Here is a 20,294-nt window from a genome sequence, read left to right as displayed (position 1 = left end):
GGGCAATGCCAGCATCACTGCTTCGCAGGTGGACAATGGCTCGAATGACGCTTGCGGTATCGCCTCCTTGGCCCTGAACATCACGACATTCAACTGCGCGAATGTCAATGGCAACACGGTGATCTTGACCGTCACGGACGTAAATGGCAACTCTAGCACTTGCTCCGCCAACGTCACGATTGAGGACAATGTCGCGCCAATCGCGCTTTGCCAAAACGTAACCGTGCAGCTCGATAACACTGGAAACGGTTCCACAACCGCCGCTGCAGTGAACAACGGCAGCTCTGACAACTGCGCGATTGCGACTTTGGCCTTGAGCCAAACGGCATTCGTCTGCTCGGAAGTTGGTGCGAATACCGAAGTCTTGACGGTGACGGATGTGAATGGCAATTCGACGACTTGCTCTACTACGATTACGGTGGAAGACAATGTCGCGCCGGTGGCTGTTTGTCAGAACATTACGGTGCAGCTTGATCCTTCGGGCAATGCCAGCATCACTGCTTCGCAGGTGAATAATGGTTCATCTGACGCTTGCGGAATTGCCTCCTTGGCTCTGAACATCACGACATTCAACTGCGCGAATGTCAATGGCAACACGGTGATCCTCACGGTCACCGACGTCAATGGCAACAGCAGCACGTGTTCCGCCAACGTGACAATCGAAGACAACGTCGCGCCGATAGCCCTTTGCCAGAACGTAACTGTGCAGCTCGACAATACCGGCAACGGTTCGACCACGGCCGCCGCGGTCAACAACGGCAGCTCAGACAACTGCGCGATTGCAACTTTGGCCCTGAGCCAAACTGCATTCGTCTGCTCAGAAGTTGGTGCGAATACCGAAATCTTGACGGTGACGGATGTGAATGGCAATTCGACGACATGCTCGACGACGATTACGGTGGAGGACAATGTTGCGCCGGTTGCTGTTTGTCAGAACATTACGGTGCAACTGGACAATACTGGCAACGGTTCCACCACCGCCGCCGCGGTCAACAATGGCAGCTCAGACAACTGCGCGATTGCAACATTGGCCTTGAGCCAAACTGCATTCGTCTGCTCAGAAGTGGGAGCGAATACGGAGGTCCTGACTGTGACCGATGTCAATGGCAATTCGACGACTTGCTCTACTACGATTACGGTGGAGGACAATGTCGCGCCGGTGGCTGTTTGCCAGAACATTACGGTGCAGCTTGACAATACCGGGAACGGTTCCACGACCGCAAATGCTGTCAATAACGGTTCATCCGATGCTTGCGGAATCCAATCGCTTGCACTCAGCCAAACTGCCTTCGTCTGCTCAGAAGTTGGTGCGAATACCGAAGTCTTGACGGTGACTGACGTGAATGGCAATTCGACGACTTGCTCAACGACCATCACGGTTCAGGACAACGTCGCGCCAATCGCGCTTTGCCAGAACATTACCGTGCAGCTGGATAATACTGGAAACGGTTCAACCACAGCCACCGCGGTCAACAACGGTTCTTCTGATGCTTGCGGAATCCAATCCATTGCACTCAGCCAAACTGCCTTCGTCTGCTCGGAAGTCGGTGCCAATACCGAAGTCTTGACGGTGACGGATGTGAATGGCAATTCGACGACGTGCTCTACTACAATTACGGTGGAAGACAACGTCGCGCCGATCGCGCTTTGCCAAAACATTACCGTGCAATTGGATCCTTCAGGAAACGCCAGCATCACTGCTTCACAGGTGAATAACGGTTCATCCGACGCTTGTGGAATTGCATCCTTGGCGCTGAATATTACCACATTCAACTGCGCGAATGTCAATGGTAACTTGGTCGTCCTCACAGTGAGCGATGTCAACGGCAACGCTAGCACCTGTGCGGCAACTGTCTCCGTGGAGGATACCGTCTTCCCGATTGCCGTTTGCCAAAACGTGACGGTGTACCTGAACAATATCGGATCCGGCGTTACGAATGCCGCCGCTGCCAACAACGGCAGCTCCGACAATTGCCTCATCGCTTCGATCACCTTGAGTCAATCTGCATTCTATTGCGCAGAGGTTGGTTCCAATCTGGAAGTGCTGACAGTGACGGATGCCAACGGAAATTCCACAAGTTGTAACTTGACGGTCACCGTGATCGACACCGTGGCTCCGACGGCGATTTGCCAAAATGTCACCGTCCAACTCGACGGGAATGGCAACGGGTCCATCTTGCCATCGGCTGTGAACAACGGTTCCAATGATGCTTGCGGGATTCAGTCCGTGACGCTCAGTCAATCATCCTTCGTTTGCGCTGAAGTCGGCACCAATTCCGAAGTGCTGACGGTGACGGATGTGAATGGCAATTCGACGACATGTACGACAATCATTACGGTCGAAGATACCGTGGCTCCTATTGCATTGTGCACAAATGTCGTGGTCCAATTGGATGCTACAGGGAATGGCACGACGACGGCAGCCGCTGTGAACAACGGATGCAATGACGCCTGTGGAATCCAATCCTTGATCCTCAGTCAGACTGCGTTTGTTTGCGCTGAAGTGGGTGCAAATACGGAGGTGTTGACCGTGACCGATGTGAATGGGAATTCGGCGACATGTACAACCATCATCAATGTCCAAGACAATGTTGCGCCAGTTGCTGTCTGTCAGAATATTACCGTGCAATTGGATCCTTCGGGCAACGCCAGCATCACGGCTTCGCAGGTCAACAATGGTTCGAGCGATGCCTGTGGCATTCAGTCATTAAGTCTGAATCAATCTGCATTCCTTTGCCAGAATGTCGGCCCCAACACGATCCTGCTGACAGTAAGCGATGTCAATGGCAATGCAGCAACTTGTACTTCAATTGTACTTGTTGAAGACACTGTCGCCCCAGTCGCCGTTTGCCAAAACGTCACGATCCAATTGGACAACGCTGGCAATGGCAATACGACTGTTTCGGCCGTGAACAGTGGATCCAACGATGCTTGTGGAATCCAGTCGCTGAGTTTGAGTCAGACGGCTTTTGGTTGTTCTGAGGTCGGCGCGAATTCCGAAGTACTGACAGTAACGGATGTGAATGGAAATTCGTCGACGTGTACCGCGCTCATTACGGTAGAAGACAACGTTGCGCCAGTGGCTGTTTGCCAAAACATCACGGTGCAGCTAAATCCTTCAGGAAACGTTTCTGTGACAGCATCGCAAGTAGGGGGTGCCTCCAATGATGCCTGTGGAATTGCAAGCTTGGCCCTGGACATCACCAACTTCACCTGCGCGAATGTCAATGGCAATTTGGTCGTGTTGACTGTGACGGATGTGAATGGAAATTCCAGCACTTGCCTGGCGAATGTTACCGTCGAGGACACCGTCGCACCTGTTGCTGTTTGCCAGAATGTCACGGTGCAACTGGACAATGCCGGCAACGGGTCCACGACAGCCGCGGCAGTCAACGGCGGTAGCCTCGACAATTGCGGACTCGCGACTGTGAGCCTGAGTCAGACGACATTCAACTGTACTGAAGTGGGTGCCAATACCGAAGTGCTGACCGTGACGGATGTTTACGGAAATGCGACCACATGCATCACCACGATTACGGTCGAAGACAATGTCGCGCCTGCCGCCATTTGTCAGAACCTGACCGTGCAGCTGGACAATCAAGGGAATGCCAATATCACGCCTGTACAGGTCAACAATGGCTCCACCGATGCATGCGGTGTAGCGAACTTGGCCTTGGACATCACGAGCTTCAATTGCGCGAATGTCAATGGCAACACAGTTGTTTTGACGGTGACGGATGTCAATGGCAACACGGGCACTTGTACTTCAGTGGTGAATGTCTTGGATACGATCGCTCCTCAGGCCATTTGTCAGAATATAACGGTTGCAACTTGATAATCTTGGAAATGGTGTCACAACGGCAGCGGCGATCAACAATGGCTCCACGGATGCCTGCGGAATCGCCAACTTGTCCATCAGCATTGGTTCATTCAATTGTGCAAATGTTGGTGCCAACACCGTATTCTTGACGGCCACAGACCTGAATGGCAATACCAATACTTGTGCCGCAACCGTCACGGTACTGGATACGGTTGCACCTGCGGCAATTTGCCAAAACATCACGGTTCAATTGAACGGGGCCGGGACAGGAACGGCTGTCGCAGCAGCCATTAACAACGGTTCGGCAGATGCTTGCGGCATTGGCAGCTTGAGTTTGAACGTCACATCATTTACCTGTGCAAATGTTGGCGCCAACAACGTGGTCCTCACGGTCACCGATGTCAACGGCAACAGCAGCACCTGCGCTGCAACGGTATTCGTACAAGACACCGTCCCGCCAACCGCCATTTGCCAGAATGTCACCGTTCAGCTCAACGCCGCAGGTATCGGGATTATCGCTCCGGCCTCGGTCAACAATGGTTCAAGTGATGCTTGCGGATTGCAGACGTTGAGCTTCTTCCTGACGCAAAACAGCTTCGGATGTTCTGAAGTTGGCGCCAATACGGAGATTCTGACAGTCACCGACGTCAATGGCAATACCGGTTCATGTACCACCATTGTCACCGTGCAAGACAATATCGCACCCGTCGCCATCTGTCAAAACCTGACTTTGCAGTTGGATTCGATCGGTAATGCAACCGTCGCCGCTGTGGCAGTCAACAATGGCAGCTCGGATGCTTGTGGAATCGCAAGTCTGGGCTTGAACCTCACAGCATTCAATTGCAACAATGTTGGACCCAATACGGTGATTTTGACAGTCACCGATGTGAATGGGAATTCGAGCAGCTGCTCCGCAGTGGTAACCGTTCAGGATACGGTCGACCCTGTGGCGCTTTGCCATTCGGCAGTTGTGATCCTGGATGCCAACGGTGCCGGCACGGTAAACCACGGAATGGTGGATCATGGGTCCACGGACGCCTGCGGAATTTTCACCCAAAGCTTGAATATCACCAACTTCACATGCGCCAACTTGGGGAGCAATACCGTCATCCTGACCGTATTGGATGTCAATGGCAACAGCGACACTTGTTGGGCAACGGTAATTGTGCGCGATTCGGTGACACCAACGCTTGCCTGCCCAGCCAACATCAGCTTGGTGGCCGACAGTTCTATTTGTGGTGCCATTGCAACTTGGACAACCCCGATTGCGACAGACAATTGCAGCGGAGTCACCTTGACAAGTAGTCACGCCTCGGGGTCCATCTTCCCGGATGGTGTCACCACCGTCACCTATACCGCTACCGATTCCAGTGGAAACGCGACCTCTTGCGCATTTACTGTGTCGGTCTCCCTTGATCCGCTTGTAGTTACGGTTGGCAGCACCTTGCAAGGATGTGGGTACCACCTGCGTTGCGCAGGCGACCTGAATGGATCGGCAAACACCACGGTGTCTGGCGGATGTTTGCCCTACCAATACCTCTGGAGCACAGGTGCCACGACTGACAACATCTTCGGGCTCGGTGCAGGTACCTATTTTGTCACCGTTACCGATGCGCGCAACCAAGTTGCCATCGACACCATCGTCATCACGGCGCCTGCGCCGCTCTCAGTGGCCATTGTCGGCGATACATTGGTTTGTCATGGCGCATTTGCAGGCAGCCTCCAAGCAGTCGTTACGGGTGGACAAACCTGTGCAGCCTACAGTTATCTCTGGAGCAACGGCGCATTTGTGGACAGCATCAGCGGATTGAGCGGCGGCACTTATGGCGTGACTGTGATTGACAATATGGGATGTGCCGCAAACGACATTGCAGTGATCCAAGAAGGTCTGACCCCGATCTTGGATTTGGGACCTGATACTGTAACCTGTCCTGGAATTCCATTGTTGTTTAGTGCGCCATCCAATTTCAGCGCTTACCAATGGAGCAATGGCAGCATCAGCCAGGCGATCATGATGAATGGCGCAGGGATGTACACCTGCACAGTTTGGTCGGCTCAAGGTTGTCAAGTCACCGATACCGTGATGCTCTCCGAGCATGTTGTAGACGACAACATCATCACCGCGCAAGGGGCATTGACCGTCTGCAGCAATGATACCGTAGTGTTGGTAGGAGATGCGGGTCTTTCCGGTTATCAATGGAATACCGGTCAAGCAACGCAGACGATTGCCATAACGGGCATCGGTGGACCAATCATCCTGGCCGCAGTCGATGGCAATGGTTGTGCGACACGCGATACGGTTGTGGTCAACATCATTCCTTTCAATGATCCATTGCCTGTGATCTTCCCCGGCCCAAATGCCTATATCTGCGACAGTGGCAGTGTCGTCTTGGATGCCGGATTGGGCTACTTTGATTATCTCTGGAGCAATGGCGATACGACACAGACGGTCGCGATCACGCAGCCGGGTTCCTACAACGTCACGGTCTGGAACGGCTTTGGATGCTCAGCCACCAGTAATTATGTGGTTGTGTCGATGGCTTCCTCGCCCAATCCGACGATTGTGCTCAATAGCGGAATCCTCACTACCACACAGCCGTATGCAGGTTATCAGTGGTTTGTCAACGGATTCCAGCTGCCGGGTGCAAATAGTCAGTCGTTCCCTGTATCCGTGGCCGGATGGTACCACGTTGGCGTCGTGGATTTCACGGGGTGCTATGGCTTGAGTGACTCCATCTACTTTAGCCCTGTCGGCGTTGGCGAAACGTTTGAGGACCTGACAGGATTGACGCTGTATCCAAATCCAAGCATGGGAATCGTGAATCTGCGCACGCTGAGCCCGATCGATTGGCCAATCGAAATCGAAATCTGGGATGTGGTGGGGCAGAAGGTCAAATCTTACAACATGGCCCACTTGATGGATGTTGCCGCATTTGATTTGAATGACCTTGCAGCAGCACCTTATTTGATGAAGATTACCACCTTCCGTCAAAACAAGACGCATCAAGCTGTGATCAGATTTGTGATTCAGTAGGAAATTGAAATCGGGTTTGTGTTCCTTCGAAGGCGATTGCTGCATCAGTAGTCGCCTTCGAATTTTTTTAAGTGTTGATGGATTCAGATTTCCCTGACTTCCTCTGAATGATCCTTGCACCACCTTTGGAAGAAACGCTAACTTTGCCCGAGATTCAATCGAATTCCAGATGACGGAAAAATTTCTAATCGTTTTGTTGATGGTGGCGGTTTTGGCTGGTTGCGGCAAACTCACCACCGTAAATTCCCCAAGGGAAAAGGAGGACATCAGCCTCGTCGAAAATGCCCATTATGATGCCGAATCTAAAATCAGGTACATGGTGAGCAACGACAATACCCATGTCTACGTTCGTTTCGACACCGACAATTATTCCACGATCATGCGCATCCGCAAGCTGGGGGCCATCATCCGTTTTGATACAAATGGCAAGAAAAAGGGCACCCATTCGCTGAAATACCCTGTTTACAACGTGGATGCATTTCCATCGGGACCGATGTCTGATCCCAACGTCGTACCGGGAGCCATCCTCCGCGATGATCTTTTTCCGCCTACCACGACTGCGATCTGGACCGAAGGCGAAATTGCAACCAACATCGACTTGGGAATCAATACCGAAGGTTTTGTATGCAGTGTCGCGCTCGACGACAAGGATGTTTTGATGTACCGCGTCGGCATTCCGTTCAAACTCATCGGAGGCACCCGTCCAGAGGACTTCACCAGCCTGAACATGGAGGTGGAAATTCCAACGCCGGATACGGGCCCCAAAACCAGCACAAGCTCTGATCCAAGTTCGGCGATGCCAGGAAGCATGAATAACGGCATGCCGGGCAACATGAACAATTCGCCGGGATCGATGTCAGGCCCATTGCCAAGCGGCGGCATGATGAGCTCCGGCGGCGTGAGCGGTGGCATTCCAGCGATTCGAATCTGGATGCAGGTGAATTTGAGCCCTTCCACTGCCAACTAGCAATTTGAAAGGCGCGGAATCCCTCGCGGCCATTGGCGTATGAAAATTCTGCTCATTACTCCGCCCTTTACGCAGCTCAATACGACCTATCCGGCGACGGCCTACCTCAAAGGTTTCCTCAATACGCTCGGCTACGAATCCCGCCAATGCGATCTGAGTATTGAGGTCATCCTCCAAATCTTTTCCAAAGCGGGTTTGGCGGATGTATTTCAGCGAGCTGCCGATTCGGAGGAGGATTTGTCGGAAAACGCCTTGCGGATCCTCGCCTTGAAATCGGCCTATTTGCGCACGATTGGCCCGGTGATCGCCTTTTTGCAGAATAAAAACAGCACGCTTGCCCACCAAATCGTGGGCCGACAATATCTCCCCGAGGCAGGTCGCTTTGCCGAATTGGAAGATCTTGACTTTGCCTTCGGAACCATGGGAACGCAAGACCATGCGCGGCACCTTGCAACCCTCTACCTGGAAGACCTCGGCGACTTGATCACCGAAGCCGTCGATCCCGAATTCGGATTCAGCCGCTACGCGGAGCGATTGGGACGCACCGCCACACATTTTGATCCGTTGGATGAAAGGCTTCAGGCGGAAAATTCGCTGGTATCGGAGGTGATGCTCAATTTGTTGGCGGATAAAATGGCAAAATGGCAACCGGATTTGGTTTGTCTTACCGTCCCGTTTCCGGGGAATCTTTTCGGTGCGCTGAAATGCGGGCAATACATTCGCCAACACCATCCCGATTGCAAAGTTGCGATGGGCGGTGGCTTTGCCAATACCGAATTGCGGAGCCTGCGCGAACCCAAATTGTTTGATTATGTGGACTTTGTGGCCCTCGACGATGGCGAGGCCCCACTTCAGTCCTTGCTGGAATTCCTCGATGGCAAGCGCGAACAAGGAAGTCTGAAGCGCATTTACCTCCGCGACCAAGGCCAAGTTTTATTCGTCAACGGCGCCAAGGAAAAGGACGTTCCTCAGCGGGAAACCGGCACGCCAGACTATGCCGATTTGCCGTTGGGCGACTATCTCTCCGTCGTCGAAATGGTGAATCCCATGCACCGTCTCTGGAGCGACGGCCGCTGGAACAAGCTCACGCTTGCCCATGGCTGCTATTGGGGCAAATGCAGTTTCTGTGATGTGAGCCTGGATTACATCCGGCGCTACGAACCGATGACCGCTGCGTTGTTGTGTGACCGCATCGAAGAAATGATCGCCCAAACCGGTCAACATGGCTTTCACTTCGTGGACGAAGCCGCGCCGCCGGCGCTCATGCGTGACCTCGCCATTGAAATCATCCGGCGGGGCATCACCGTGACTTGGTGGACCAACATCCGCTTCGAAAAGAGCTTTACGTTGGACCTTTGCCGGCTGCTGCATGCTTCGGGCTGCATCGCGGTTTCCGGCGGCTTGGAAGTGGCGAGCGACAGGCTGCTGGAAAAGATGAAAAAGGGCGTCACCGTCGCCCAAGTCGCCAACGTCACCGCAGCCTTTACGGAGGCGGGGATCATGGTCCATGCCTATTTGATGTATGGTTTCCCGACGCAGACCGCCCAAGAAACCATCGATTCGCTGGAAATGGTGCGTCAAATGCTGGAACAAGGCATCATCCAAAGCGGATTCTGGCATCAATTTGCAATGACGGCCCACAGTCCCGTCGGATTGGAGCCTGCAGCCTACGGCGTTTTGGAGGTCGGCCCTGAACTGGGCGGATTTGCCGACAATGACCGCTTTCATGACGATCCGAATGGGGCAAAACATGAACTTTTTGCAGAAGGCTTGCGCAAAAGTCTCTTCAATTACATGCGCGGCGCCGGTTTCGATGTGCCGTTGCGCAAGTGGTTTGACCACAAAGTGCCCCGTACGAGCATCGCGCCCGACTACATCGCACAGTGTTTGGAGGTGCAACCAGAGCCGCTCCGCTCCAATGCTTTTCTCATTTGGCTCGGGAATTTGCCGCGTTTGATCCCTTTGGAGGAAAATCCCGAAATGGCGGAATTGGAATTCGTTGATTTGAAGGAAGAATATATCCTCGAATTCAGTCTGCCGATGGCCAAATGGCTGCGGGATTTGTTGTCCAATAGTATGCCGGGTGAGCCGCCGGTGACATTCGCGGACGTCAAATCAGGCTTTTCCAAAGCTGATTTGGAGGATTATGACAACTGGGAATCCTTCTGGGAATCGGAAATTGCAGATCAACTGCGCGAAAGTGGTTTGTTGGTGATCTAGTTTGCCTTCCGAATGCGATTTTTACACCCAAAAACAAAAGAGGAACCTGTTAAGGCTCCTCTTCTGAATTTTTGGAGTGATTTTGAGTCGGGGTTATCCTCCAAACAATTATTTGCTTGCAGTTGCAGGGGTCAAAGCGGCCTTCACGGTCGCAATTGCTGCTTTTGCGGCGGTGATTTGCTGCTCCAAAGCAGTAAACCGTTCGTTGGCAATGCGGATGACATCCTCTTTGGCAGTGATGGCAGCTTCGTCGGGCTTCTTGGCGCTTTTCATTTCAATGACAGCTTGCTCTGCAGCAGCGATTTTCTCGCGTGCGGATGCCAAATGCGCTTCTTCGGAAGTGATGCGGGATTCTGCTGCGGCGATCACGGCATTGGCCTTGGACTTGGCGGCGTCGAGACGCGCTTGGTCATAAGGTTTGCCTTCCATGCTTTTGTCGCGGGCGTAGGCTCCATCGGCGCTGATGCTGCCAAGTTTGGCACCTTCGTCTGAAGTACCGCCACTTGCGTGGTCGTGGCCTTCATGGCTACCGGAATGTCCTTCATCGGAACCTTCGACGCTGCCTTCGCTACCTTCTTCAACGGTACCGTTTTTGATGTCGTCCTTGCCGCTTGCTGTGCCGTTTTTGAGGTCATCTTTGCCGCTGGTATTGCCGTTTTTCAAGTCGTCTTTGCCGCCTGGCAAAGTTCCTTCGCTCGTGCCTTCACCAGTCTTGATCTGGTCCTTGCCACTTTGCTCCGTCTTGATCTTGTCTTTGGGGCTGGTAGTTTCACCCTTTTGAGCAAATCCGGATTGGAAACCAAAGAGGATCGCCAAGCCCAATGTGCTGACTTTCAGAATATTCAATGTTGTTTTCATTCTTGTCGAAATTTAGCTTTTTGGGAAAGGATTAGAGATTGTTGAGGGCCTCATCGAGCGATGTGGAAGCCTTTTGTACTTCAAACGAAGTGGAATCCACCGCAACCGTAGCTTCTTCAATGGCGATGATTTCTTGCTTCATTTTCTCCTGCTCTTCGGCAGAGGGTCCGCAGCTAACCAATACCAAACAGGTAGCCGCAGCCGCAAAAAATGCGAATGTCTTTTTCATAGTACGTTGAGTTAAAAAATGATTAAGAATCGGATAATGTAAAGCCGATTGATCACGGGAAAGAGCCGTTTGAGCTCATGAACGAATATACGCCGATTGATCGGAATCGGTCAGCCGATCGCTGTGAATTTACTGTCAAAGTTGTTAAGTCAGGGTTTGAGGCTCTTTTGGGCCACTTGGCAGCGATCGGGCGGCTCAAATAAGAGAATTGGAATTCGGAAAATGTCCGTTGTCAGCAGATATAATTATTGCGAAATTGCCGGAAAAGTAATCTGATGCGTCAAAAGCTCAACCTGATCACACTCGGCGTCGCCGACATCGCCAAGTCCAAAGCTTTTTATACGGGTCTCGGCTGGCAAGCCCATCCCAAAAGCATGGATGACCTTATTCTCTTTTCACTGGGAGGAATCTTGCTTTCCCTTTATCCGCGCGAAGGTCTTGCCGAGGACATCGGGATTTCATCCGAAGGCCACGGCTTTGGCGGTATCACCCTTGCCATCAATACCCATTCGAAGGAGGAGGTAGATGCGGTTTTAGCGGAAATTGCTCCCCTTGGCGGAACTGTCGTGAAGCCCGCGCAGGAGGTCTTCTGGGGAGGTTATAGCGGATATTTCCGTGATTTGGACGGTCATCTCTTCGAAGTTGCCTACAATCCGTTTTGGCCCTTGGATGATGCTGGGAATGTGATCCTGGATTGATGCATTGACAAAATTTTCACGCCAAGATTGATGGATTGCTGCCCAATTGGAATTACCTTTAGGGCAGATCAAAGCGTTTGAAATGTCTCTCGAATCCCTGAAGCAGCGACGGAAAGTTGTCTTGTACAATCCCAAGGCGCTGTTTTTTGATATGCCCCTTGCCTTGCTCGCCATCGGTTCCGTGCTCGATCCGACGCGGTTTGAGGTGGTAATTGTCGATGGCCGTATCGAAGAGGATGCCGTTGAGAAACTCCGCGAACATTTGCCGGGTGCTGTTTGCTTTGGCGTCACAGTCCTCACGGGTGCCCCCGTCCGCGACGCGCTTGACATGTCTGCACAGGTGCGCGCCATGGCGCCTGAAGTGCCGATCATCTGGGGCGGATGGCATACTTCCCTCTTTCCGATGCAGCCGCTGCAAGATGAAACTTTCATCGATGTGACGGTCCAAGGGCAGGGCGAAGTGACCTTCAAGGAATTGGTGGATCGCCTTGATCAAGGGCAGCCCCTCGATGGCCTTCAGGGAATCTGCTTCCGCAAGGATGGCAAAGTCGTGCAAAATCCGCCGAGGGCTTTGGAAAACATGGATGATTTCGTGCCGGCCAACTACGATCTGATCGACGTCGAAGCCTATTTTGAAAAGAAGGGCCGCCGCCAATTTGACTACATCTCCTCGACCGGCTGCTTTTTTCGGTGCAGCTTCTGTGCCGATCCGTTTGTGTTCAACCGCAAATTTTCTGCGATTTCGCCGACGAGAATGGGGGAGGAGCTGGGGAAATACCATGCCAAGTACCAATTCACCGACATCAATTTCCAAGACGAAACCTTTTTTACCTACGCCAAACGCAGCCGCGAATTTGCGCAGGAGCTGATCGACCGGAAGATGAATGTCACCTGGGCGGGAACGATGCGGGCGGACCAAGGTTGCCGTCTGGAGGATTCAGATTGGCAATTGGCCAAGCAATCAGGCTTGCGGCGGTTGCTGATTGGCGTCGAATCGGGTTCGCAGGAAATGATGGACTATCTCCGTAAGGACATCAAAATCGAGCAGGTGCTGGAATGCGCCGAAAAATGCCGGGAAATGGGCATCGACGTGCATTTTCCGTTCATCGTGGGCTTTCCCAAGGAGACGGATGCAAGCGTGGCTGCGACGGTGGCCATGGTCAAGCGGCTCAGTGGCATGAGCCCGGGCTTTCGTACGCCGATATTCTATTTCAAGCCCTATCCGGGTTCCAAAATCACCGAAGATGCCGTTCGCGACGGGTACGTCCTGCCTGCCACCACCCGCGAGTGGGCCGAATTCGACTTCGGGGCAAGCGGCCCTTGGGTCAGCCCGGAGAAATTTGCCTTCTTCGAAAATTTCAAATTTTACAACCGCCTCGCCCACAACCGCCGCGGCAACCTCTTGGCACCGCTGAAGACGTTGGCGCATTGGCGGTTGCGCAACGACAACTACCGTTTCCCGATCGAACGTCGAATTGTCGAGGTTTTGCGTCCGGAATTGGTGCTGAGCTGAGAATGCATTCGCTTTCCAGCCCCAGGCTTCTATCTTTGCCCAAAATTCGAAAGTCAAAAAATGGCCCAATTTCAGTTTGATCCCGCGCCGATGGCGTACATTCAAAAGAGCTTCACGAGCCCGTTCAAGTTCCGTTTGGCCATGTTTTCGCAGTTGCCGCTGGGATTTTGGATTGGCATGCGGGTACGCGAGCTCAATGAAAACCGCTGTGTCGTCACCGTTCCCTACAAACGCCTCAACAAAAATCCATTCCGCTCGACGTTTTGGGCGGTGCTGGGAATGGCTGCCGAAATGAGCTCGGGTGCGATTTTGACGATGTTCACGTTCAAACAAAAGCCTTCGATTTCGTTGTTGGTGGGCAATCAGACTGGGAAATTCATCAAAAAGGCCGTGGGTGTGACCACATTCGTCTGCGAAAACGGGCAGGAAATCAAAGCTGCGGTGGCCAAAGCCGAAACGCCAGAAATTTGCCGGTGAAAGGTACCGCCGAATTGATTGCGAATTCCGTTTACTGCCCTTGAAGGGATAGCTGCGTAATGCAGCTCAAGAATTGAGTGTTGCGAATTCAACGTTTGTAACATGGGTCCTTGAAGGCGCGGACAGGGAGCCTAATCAGACTCTCCTTTAACAATGGCATTTTGAAACCGCAGAAAACCCACGCCAAAAACGTCCGCCAAAACTGAGCAATGTTGGTTTTTTACCTGCTTTCAGACATGTTTTAGAGGCAAGTTCAAGGCGAACTTTGTTGGCTAAATCTCATTGACAATGAAGCGGATACGTCTCGTTTTTTTCGTTGCCTTGTTGCCAATGATGGCTTCGGCGCAGCCTGGTTGGCAACTTCAAAATTCCAACACCTCCAATTGGCTCAGAGCAGTCGATTTTGTCGATACCCTCACAGGCTGGGCAGTTGGCGAATCGGCGACCATCGTGAAAACGACCAATGGAGGTCAAACGTGGTTCCACCAGAGTTTTGGCAGCTCGGTCACTTGGACCTCCGTCGATTTTGTCGATGAAAATTCGGGGTGGATCACGGGTGGCGACGGACAGATTTACCATACCACCGATGGCGGGACCAATTGGGCGATCCAAGATTTGGGGCTTGGCATTAAACGATATTTCGTTTGCTTCCGCAACGCATGGTTGGGCTGTGGGGTCTTATTCGCAGATCAAATTCACGAGCGATGCCGGCCAAACATGGACCACGCAAACGCATCCTGCCAATCAGGAAATCCTACGGGCAGTCCATTTTGTCGATGCCTTGCATGGTTGGGTCGCCGGCAGTGGGGAAACCCTGCTTTTTACGACCACGGGCGGGCAATCCTGGTTACAAGCGCCGAAGGACAGCCTCTACTGCGAAATGTTGGCGGTATATTTTGTCAATCAAGACACCGGCTATGTAGGGGGTGATTGTTCGGTGTTTGGCAGTACGAATTGGGGTCAAACTTGGCACGATCTATGGCCCGGCAATCCGGGTTATGACACCAAAGGCATCCATTTTGTCGATACCCAAACTGGCTGGATTGTCGGAAATGGAGGGAAGATCAACCATACTTCGACAGGCGGACAGGTTTGGACGGAGCAAAGTTCGGGGTTGAGTCCGGTCTGGGAAGGCGTATCTTTTGCTTCGCCAACAAGTGGCTGGGTCGTAGGTTATGGTGGTGAGATTGCCCATACCGCTACGGCTGGCATCACTGCGGCTGAGCGTCCGGATCTCGATTTGGCGGAATTGCAGCTTTTTCCAAACCCTACCAATGCAGATGCCAACCTCGAATTGCAAGTTCTAAAGGCCTGTCAAGTAGAAGTGAAGGTTTTTGATGGGTTGGGCCGAATGGTTTTTCAACAAACGATGGCATCCGTTGCAGCTGGTGGCCAAAACTTTGCAGATTCCCGCCAAACATTGGCCCGAAGGGATGTATTGGGTCGCCGTCGAAGCACAGTCTGCAATGACGGTCCAACGGCAGACGCTGAAGTTGATTCGCTGAAATTACCCTTGCTGAGGCCATTCGCGGTGTAAATTCCGGAAAATACTCGGCATGCATACAAATTTTCGCACGGGGTTCCATCTGAAAGCCTTATTTTCGAAAGGTATTTCTGGTTGAATTATCCTTGTAGCGCATGAATGCTCATTATCCCCACCTGTTTCAGCCCTTGGATTTGGGCAATACCCAACTCAAGAACCGCATCGTCATGGGTTCGATGCACACGGGTCTGGAAGAAGCCAAAAACGGCTATGAGCGCATGGCAGCCTACTTCGCCGAACGTGCAAAAGGCGGAGCGGGGTTGATCATTACGGGTGGCGTGGCGCCCAACTTCGAAGGTTGGACATCCCCATTCGGAGCCAAACTCACAAGCAGCCGTGTGGCCCGCAAGCATAAAATTGTGACCGATGCGGTGCACAAAGAAGGGGGTAAAATCTGCATGCAGATCCTTCACACCGGTCGTTACGGTTACCATCCATTTTGTGTGAGTGCCTCGCCGACCAAGTCGCCGATCAGCAAATTCAAGGCCCGTGGCCTGAGCAGCCGCGGTGTCGAACGCACCATTCGCGACTTCGTGAACTGCGCCAAACTTGCCCAAGAGGCAGGTTATGACGGCGTCGAAATCATGGGCAGCGAAGGGTATCTCATCAACCAATTCATCGCTAAAAAGACCAATTTCCGCACCGACGATTGGGGCGGTAGCTACGAAAACCGCATCAAATTCCCCATCGAAATCGTGCGGCGCACCCGCGAAGCGGTCGGCAAAAACTTCATCATCGTCTATCGCCTGAGCATGCTCGACCTCGTCGAGGAAGGCAGCACTTGGGAAGAAATCGAATTGCTCGCGACCAAAATCGAAGCCGCCGGCGCGAGCCTCATCAACACGGGCATCGGTTGGCACGAAGCCCGCGTCCCGACCATCGCGACCATGGTACCCCGCGGCGGATTCTCCTGGGTCACCAAACGCCTGATGGGCAAGGTTAAAATCCCGCTCATCACCGTCAACCGCATCAATACCCCGGAAAAAGGCGAAGAAATCATCGCCGGTGGCCATGCCGACATGGTTTGCCTCGCCCGTCCCTTCCTCGCCGACCCCGAATTTCCCAAAAAGGCACAAGAAGGCCGCGCCGACGAAATCAATACCTGTATCGGCTGCAATCAGGCTTGCCTCGACCATGTTTTCCAGCGCAAGATTTCGTCCTGCCTGGTCAATCCGCGGGCCTGCAATGAGACTGAATTGAACTACCTGCCGACCAATCAGAAGAAAAAAATCGCCGTGGTCGGTGCCGGTCCTGCCGGATTGGCCTTTGCGACGGTCGCGGCTTCGCGTGGCCATCATGTGACCTTGTTTGAGGCGAGCAACGAGATTGGCGGGCAATTCAACATGGCCAAGCAAGTCCCAGGCAAGGAGGAATTTTACGAAACCATCCGTTATTACCGCAAGCAGCTCGACCTCACGGGCGTGGAACTGCGCCTGAACACGCGTGCGACCGCGGAGGCGCTGCAAGCCGAAGGATTTAGGGAAGTTGTCTTGGCGACGGGCGTTTCGCCACGCAAAATCGACTTGCCGGGTGGCGACCATCCGAAGGTCTTGAGCTATATCGACGTCCTGCGGCACAAAAAGCCTGTCGGTCAAAAGGTGGCGGTCATCGGTGCTGGCGGAATCGGCTTCGACGTCGCGGAGTACTTAACTGCGGATGAACACCATTCGCCAAGCCAAAACATTGCCGAGTTCCTCGACGAATGGGGCGTGGACAATACCTATGCCAAACCGGGCGCACTCAAGCAGCCGAAGCCCATTGCGTCACCGAGGGAAGTGGTCTTGTTGCAACGCACCGACGGCAAACTCGGCGAAAAGCTGGGCAAAACGACAGGGTGGATCCACCGTGCGAGCCTGAAAATGAAGAAGGTGAAGATGATCGGCGGCGTGAGTTACGACAAGGTCGATGACAAGGGATTGCACGTCACCATTGGCGGCAAGTCGCAACTTTTGGAGGTGGACAATGTGATCATCTGCGCCGGTCAAGTGGTCCTCCGCGAATTGCAGGCGCCCTTGGAGGCTGCCGGGATCAAGGTTCACCTGATCGGCGGCGCCGACCTGGCGGCGGAGCTCGACGCGAAGCGTGCGATTGATCAGGGGAGCCGCTTGGCGGCGGGGGTGTGAGTGTGGACGGGCCTCCTGATCTGGAGGGCTATCGCAGCGCCCTCCGCCGTTGCAGCCGGCTGTCCTCCCAAACCGCCAACACCTTCCGCTCCTGCCAAAACTGCTCGAGTGTCATCCGGTCATCGCCGATCACTTTCAGATGCAACGGACTGAGCCGGATGCTGATCTTGTGCGAATGTTGATTTTGCCAGGAGCCGATGTCCACGAGTTCGGTGCCTCGGAGTTGCAGGCCACGGGCTTGTAGGTATTGGAGGATGGCTGGAATCTGCAGGTCGACGCCCTTGGTTGCCTCCGCATGGGGATTTCGAAGCCTTTTGGCCAAGCTGATTAGCTCTTGCAAATCTTCGGGGAACCGCTCAAAATGCGCCGCGTAACTTGCGCAGTAAATCGACTCAAAAGCGGTGTCTTGGCGCACAAATTCGCCATCGAGGACATAACCGATTTCCCAATTGTCGGGGCCGTATTTTTTGTCCCATTCACGCTGACGAGTGGCCCGCTGCTTGGGGTCGCCTGCGCGGCCGAGTTTTCTTTCTTTGATGGTCCAGGGCATGGCAAATGTTGTTGAGCGAAGATACTTGGCGATAAATCCATAGTCAACCCCGGTTGACTACAAAAACATAGTCAACTCCTTGCGCTGGAATCTTTCAGTTTTTCCAGAATATCCTTCATCGTCTCCACTTACATCTGGTGGAGTTCAATGGGTTGAAGTTCTTGGGGCGAATTCAGAGGGTCAATTCTTTCATGCAGCATGCGAATTTTTCCTCCTGGGAGACAAGACCTTTGCGATCGGAAGTGTCGCTGAAAATCGGATTCATACAAATCGCGAACAACGCCTCACCGCCTGCTTTTTCAAGTTGAAGGAATACAAACCGATCTAGGCGGCTGCAAATGTATACTTGGTGACATTCTGGTAGTTAAATGATGATTCATCAAAAGGTGAGACGAAACATTTTCGCAATGGATTTGTTTTTTTTCTCCTTAACTTAGTGTCATCTAAACACTTTCGATTTTTCAAATTGCATTGTTGAATCTAATTCAGGTTATGAGAAAACTATACTTTACACTTTGTCTTTTGCTTGCTGCGGCCATGCCGGCTGTGGCTCAGAACTTTAATGTCACCTTTCAGGTCGACATGAATACGCAGGCGATCATTGACGATACCGTCTCGGTTGCGGGTAATTTCCAAGTCGCAGCAGGTTTTCCTTCCGACTGGACGCCTGGAACGACGATCCTTACCGATGGCAATTCGGACGGCGTTTATGACCTCACCGTGCAATTGCCAGCTGGAACCTATGAGTACAAGTTCCTCAATGGTGCAGCATGGGGTACCGACGAAGGCGTGCCAGGTGGATGTGCTGTGAGCGGTAACCGTGGCCTTACTGTGGCTGGTGATACGACCATTCCAGTGGTTTGCTTTGGTCAGTGTGCAGCTTGCCCTACCACTGTCGACACCGTGGACGTGACCTTCCAAGTCGAAATGCGTTACCTGACGATCCAAGACACCGTTTCTATCGCCGGCGACTTCCAAGGCGATGCAGTCGGCATGGGCTGGGGTGACTGGACCCCTGGTCTCTCCGTGCTTACCGATGGCAACAATGACAGCGTTTACACCTTGACCGTTCGTTTGCCAGAAGGAACCTACGCCTACAAGTATATCAATGGTACCGCATGGGGCCAAGACGAAAGTGTACCTGGTGCTTGCGCAGTCAATAACAACCGCGAATTGGTCGTCGTAGGACCTGGTCCAATCGTGGTTCCATCACATTGTTTTGGCTCATGCTCCGCTTGCGTTGCCCCACTTCCTCCGATCAATGTCACTTTCCGTGTCGACATGAGCAACGAATTGGTCAATGCTGACGGAATCTTCGTCGCAGGTTCTTTCCAGAATCCAGCTTGGGTAAAGGATACCTTGCGTATGACCGATCCCAACAGCGACAATGTGTTTGAGTACACAGCAACCGGCATCGTCCCAGCTGAATACCAATTCAAATTCTACAACGGTGACGGTGGCGATCCAGAAGGCGAAAACTTCGACTTCCTTGCAGGTGGTTGTGGTGTTTCGAACGGCGTTGGTGGTTACAACCGTTTGCTGGATTTGACCGGCCGTTTGAGCGATACCACCCTCACCGTATGGTACTTCAATACCTGCAACGAGGCCTTGGCTTCTGTCGGTGATCAGGCTGGCACACAGTTCAGCGTGTACCCTAACCCATTCAGCTCTACCACTGTGATCGAATTGCAGCGTTGGGAGCGCACCGCTTATGACCTCCGCGTCGTGAGCATCACCGGTCAAGTGATGCAGGAGCGCAAAGGCCTCCGCACCGACCGCGTCGAAATCTCCCGTGAAGGCTTGAATGCCGGTCTTTACTTCGTCGAATTGCGTGACGCCAAAGGCCGCAGCACGACGCAGAAGATTGTGGTTCAGTAATTTGAAGTTGATGAGAGTCAGAAAAGGCAGCCCAAGTGGCTGCCTTTTTTGTTGTTCCTCCGAATGCAGCGATGCCTGCCAAGTACTTGTTTTTGTTGATTTTGCCTACAATCGACGTATGCCAATCTGGACAGGCAATCCATGGTTTCAAGATTCAAATTGGCTAATTTTCACCATCTCAGATTGTTTGACTTTCGGAATATTTCAATTATCAAACTAACGATTGTTTGCCATTCTCGAATGGCATTGATTTTCAGTGACTTACGTGCCCGTACGGAAGTGGCTGGACTTCGGTTTGTTAAAAATATTTAAGTTACAGAGAATCAGGAGCTAAAAGTTGTTTGGAAACAATTTTGCAACTGACCACAGTAAAAGCCCCGCAAG

At 52.7% G+C, this 20,294-nt stretch carries 13 protein-coding genes; 10 read left to right on the top strand and 3 right to left on the bottom strand.

All coding sequences use genetic code 11. The annotated features are described in order from the left end of the window. The 4 genes from IPN95_27000 to IPN95_26985 all read left to right on the top strand — a co-directional run. On the top strand, positions 1–3,835 hold a 3,835-nt coding region (locus tag IPN95_27000), incomplete at its 5' end, for a hypothetical protein (GenBank protein MBK9453003.1). Continuing rightward, positions 3,825–6,854, top strand: a complete 3,030-nt coding sequence (locus tag IPN95_26995; GenBank protein ID MBK9453002.1) for an HYR domain-containing protein — start codon at positions 3,825–3,827, stop codon at positions 6,852–6,854. The genes IPN95_27000 and IPN95_26995, both read left to right, overlap by 11 nt. 169 nt (positions 6,855–7,023) lie before the next feature. Continuing rightward, a complete protein-coding gene (locus IPN95_26990) occupies positions 7,024–7,821 on the top strand; it encodes a hypothetical protein (protein ID MBK9453001.1) in 798 nt (265 codons plus the stop codon). 39 nt (positions 7,822–7,860) lie between these two features. After that, positions 7,861–10,041 carry a radical SAM protein gene (locus IPN95_26985; protein MBK9453000.1) on the top strand — a complete coding sequence of 727 codons (2,181 nt, stop codon included), beginning with the start codon at positions 7,861–7,863 and terminating at the stop codon, positions 10,039–10,041. A gap of 108 nt (positions 10,042–10,149) precedes the next feature. Here the strand turns inward: IPN95_26985 and IPN95_26980 are convergent, their stop codons facing one another. After that, positions 10,150–10,899 carry a hypothetical protein gene (locus IPN95_26980; protein ID MBK9452999.1) on the bottom strand — a complete coding sequence of 250 codons (750 nt, stop codon included), beginning with the start codon at positions 10,897–10,899 and terminating at the stop codon, positions 10,150–10,152. Positions 10,900–10,930: 31 nt separating this feature from the next. Next, positions 10,931–11,128, bottom strand: coding sequence for a hypothetical protein (locus IPN95_26975; protein ID MBK9452998.1), 198 nt, complete (start codon positions 11,126–11,128; stop codon positions 10,931–10,933). A gap of 275 nt (positions 11,129–11,403) precedes the next feature. Between IPN95_26975 and IPN95_26970 the strand changes: the two genes are divergently transcribed. The 5 genes from IPN95_26970 (at position 11,404) to IPN95_26950 (ending at position 17,482) form a co-directional block, all read left to right on the top strand. After that, the gene (locus IPN95_26970) at positions 11,404–11,826 is read left to right on the top strand and encodes a VOC family protein (GenBank protein ID MBK9452997.1); all 423 of its coding nucleotides are present in this window, start codon (positions 11,404–11,406) and stop codon (positions 11,824–11,826) included. A gap of 82 nt (positions 11,827–11,908) precedes the next feature. Beyond that, entirely contained in the window at positions 11,909–13,339 is a 1,431-nt protein-coding gene (locus IPN95_26965; protein MBK9452996.1) for a B12-binding domain-containing radical SAM protein, read from the top strand. Between the two features lie 60 nt (positions 13,340–13,399). Continuing rightward, complete coding sequence (locus IPN95_26960) at positions 13,400–13,816, top strand: DUF4442 domain-containing protein (GenBank protein MBK9452995.1); 417 nt, start codon at positions 13,400–13,402, stop codon at positions 13,814–13,816. Positions 13,817–14,438: 622 nt separating this feature from the next. After that, positions 14,439–15,353: a hypothetical protein gene (locus IPN95_26955; protein ID MBK9452994.1), complete on the top strand. Its 915-nt coding sequence runs from the start codon at positions 14,439–14,441 to the stop codon at positions 15,351–15,353. Between the two features lie 101 nt (positions 15,354–15,454). Beyond that, positions 15,455–17,482 carry an NADPH-dependent 2,4-dienoyl-CoA reductase gene (locus IPN95_26950; GenBank protein MBK9452993.1) on the top strand — a complete coding sequence of 676 codons (2,028 nt, stop codon included), beginning with the start codon at positions 15,455–15,457 and terminating at the stop codon, positions 17,480–17,482. A 28-nt stretch (positions 17,483–17,510) separates the two neighbouring features. On the opposite strand, the gene IPN95_26945 is transcribed toward IPN95_26950, so the two are convergent. Then, the gene (locus IPN95_26945; protein MBK9452992.1) at positions 17,511–18,032 is read right to left on the bottom strand and encodes a hypothetical protein; all 522 of its coding nucleotides are present in this window, start codon (positions 18,030–18,032) and stop codon (positions 17,511–17,513) included. A 492-nt stretch (positions 18,033–18,524) separates the two neighbouring features. On the opposite strand from IPN95_26945, the gene IPN95_26940 reads away from it, so the two are divergent. After that, positions 18,525–19,910 carry a T9SS type A sorting domain-containing protein gene (locus tag IPN95_26940; protein ID MBK9452991.1) on the top strand — a complete coding sequence of 462 codons (1,386 nt, stop codon included), beginning with the start codon at positions 18,525–18,527 and terminating at the stop codon, positions 19,908–19,910. Positions 19,911–20,294 lie beyond the last annotated feature (384 nt).

It is taken from the genome of Bacteroidota bacterium (assembly GCA_016718825.1).
Taxonomy (GTDB): domain Bacteria; phylum Bacteroidota; class Bacteroidia; order J057; family JADKCL01; genus JADKCL01.
The sequence above is the reverse complement of the archived record's forward strand: the minus strand, read 5'-3'. Positions and strand labels throughout refer to the sequence as shown.

Excerpts from the sequence above, each read along its gene's own strand:
- IPN95_26990 (MBK9453001.1), top strand. The coding sequence starts at position 7,024 with ATGACGGAAAAATTTCTAATCGTTTTGTTGATGGTGGCGGTTTTGGCT.
- IPN95_26985 (MBK9453000.1), top strand. The coding sequence starts at position 7,861 with ATGAAAATTCTGCTCATTACTCCGCCCTTTACGCAGCTCAATACGACC.
- IPN95_26980 (MBK9452999.1), bottom strand. The coding sequence starts at position 10,899 with ATGAAAACAACATTGAATATTCTGAAAGTCAGCACATTGGGCTTGGCG.
- IPN95_26975 (MBK9452998.1), bottom strand. The coding sequence starts at position 11,128 with ATGAAAAAGACATTCGCATTTTTTGCGGCTGCGGCTACCTGTTTGGTA.
- IPN95_26970 (MBK9452997.1), top strand. The coding sequence starts at position 11,404 with ATGCGTCAAAAGCTCAACCTGATCACACTCGGCGTCGCCGACATCGCC.
- IPN95_26965 (MBK9452996.1), top strand. The coding sequence starts at position 11,909 with ATGTCTCTCGAATCCCTGAAGCAGCGACGGAAAGTTGTCTTGTACAAT.
- IPN95_26960 (MBK9452995.1), top strand. The coding sequence starts at position 13,400 with ATGGCCCAATTTCAGTTTGATCCCGCGCCGATGGCGTACATTCAAAAG.
- IPN95_26950 (MBK9452993.1), top strand. The coding sequence starts at position 15,455 with ATGAATGCTCATTATCCCCACCTGTTTCAGCCCTTGGATTTGGGCAAT.
- IPN95_26945 (MBK9452992.1), bottom strand. The coding sequence starts at position 18,032 with ATGCCCTGGACCATCAAAGAAAGAAAACTCGGCCGCGCAGGCGACCCC.
- IPN95_26940 (MBK9452991.1), top strand. The coding sequence starts at position 18,525 with ATGAGAAAACTATACTTTACACTTTGTCTTTTGCTTGCTGCGGCCATG.